The organism is Microcystis sp. M53602_WE12 (assembly GCF_030065455.1).
Classification (GTDB): domain Bacteria; phylum Cyanobacteriota; class Cyanobacteriia; order Cyanobacteriales; family Microcystaceae; genus Microcystis; species Microcystis aeruginosa.
This window is the reverse complement of the sequence record NZ_JASJFB010000629.1, coordinates 1-1,019: the sequence shown is the minus strand read 5'-3', so window position 1 is coordinate 1,019 and position 1,019 is coordinate 1. Positions and strand designations below refer to the sequence as shown.

General features: G+C 50.3%; 1 protein-coding gene. It reads right to left on the bottom strand.

Going from position 1 to position 1,019, the window contains the following annotated elements; all coding sequences use genetic code 11:
• A partial coding sequence (locus PX482_RS20010; RefSeq protein WP_288122920.1) for an ATP phosphoribosyltransferase regulatory subunit occupies positions 1 to 974 on the bottom strand: 974 nt, incomplete at its 3' end.
• Positions 975 to 1,019 lie beyond the last annotated feature (45 nt).

Genomic DNA, 1,019 nt, shown 5'->3' with positions numbered 1-1,019 from the left:
GATAATAAACTTTCGTGCAGTTCTTCGATATTCAGGGAAAAACCGATACCCGGAGCCGATTGGCCCTGGGGATGAAAAACGCCCAATAATTGATCATAGCGTCCGCCCTGGCCTAAAATACTGAGATTTTGCTGGTGATCACTAACCGCTTTAAAAACGATGCCGGTGTAGTAATCAAAGGTTTGAATCAGACTTAAATCGAGAATTAGGGGGAAAGGCCCAGAGCGATCGGCATTAAGCAGCTCTACTAGGGATTTAAGGTTATTAACGGCTTTTTGGGCTGATTCTTCCTGGGCCAATACTGCCACTTGTGCGAGGACATCCTCAGGATTACCGCGCAGCTGGAATAATTGTCGGGCTTGCTGCCGGAGGATTTCGTTAGGATAGGGAAGATTTTCGAGGCTAACGTAGTCGAGGAGGGCTAAACAGCGTTTCACCTGTTCGCGTAAGGGATCCGGAAAGGGAGAAAGTAGCGAACGAGTCAAACCCGCTTCTCCTAAAATAATCTGCCAGTTAGGGACGGCCAAACTATCGAAACAGTCGGCCAGGAGCAGTAAAATCTCGGCATCGGCTAGTAAACCGCCAGAAAAGAGCAGTTCTACCCCCGCTTGATAGAATTCCACTTGACGACCGTGATAACTGGCGCTAGGGCGACGAAAAACGTTAGCCCGATAACAGAGACGTTGGGGATAGGACTCCCCACTCATGCGGGTGACGGCACTGCGGGCAATGGAAGCGGTTAATTCAGGGCGTAATCCCGATAGTCCTTGACTATCCCCGTGGAGTTGGATCACGGTGCTGGGATCGATCGCACCGCCTGCGGTGAGGGTATCGAGCCATTCAATGGTGGAGGTGACGATCCTTTGATAGCCCCAACGCTGAAAGACAGACTGAAGGCGATCGTTAATCCAGCCTTTTTGGGTAACTTCTAGGGGTAATAAATCCCTTGTCCCCGCCGGGGGTTGATGAATCATGGGAGTTTGCTAATCAAAATCGGTGGCACTGGTCAGTCCTATTTC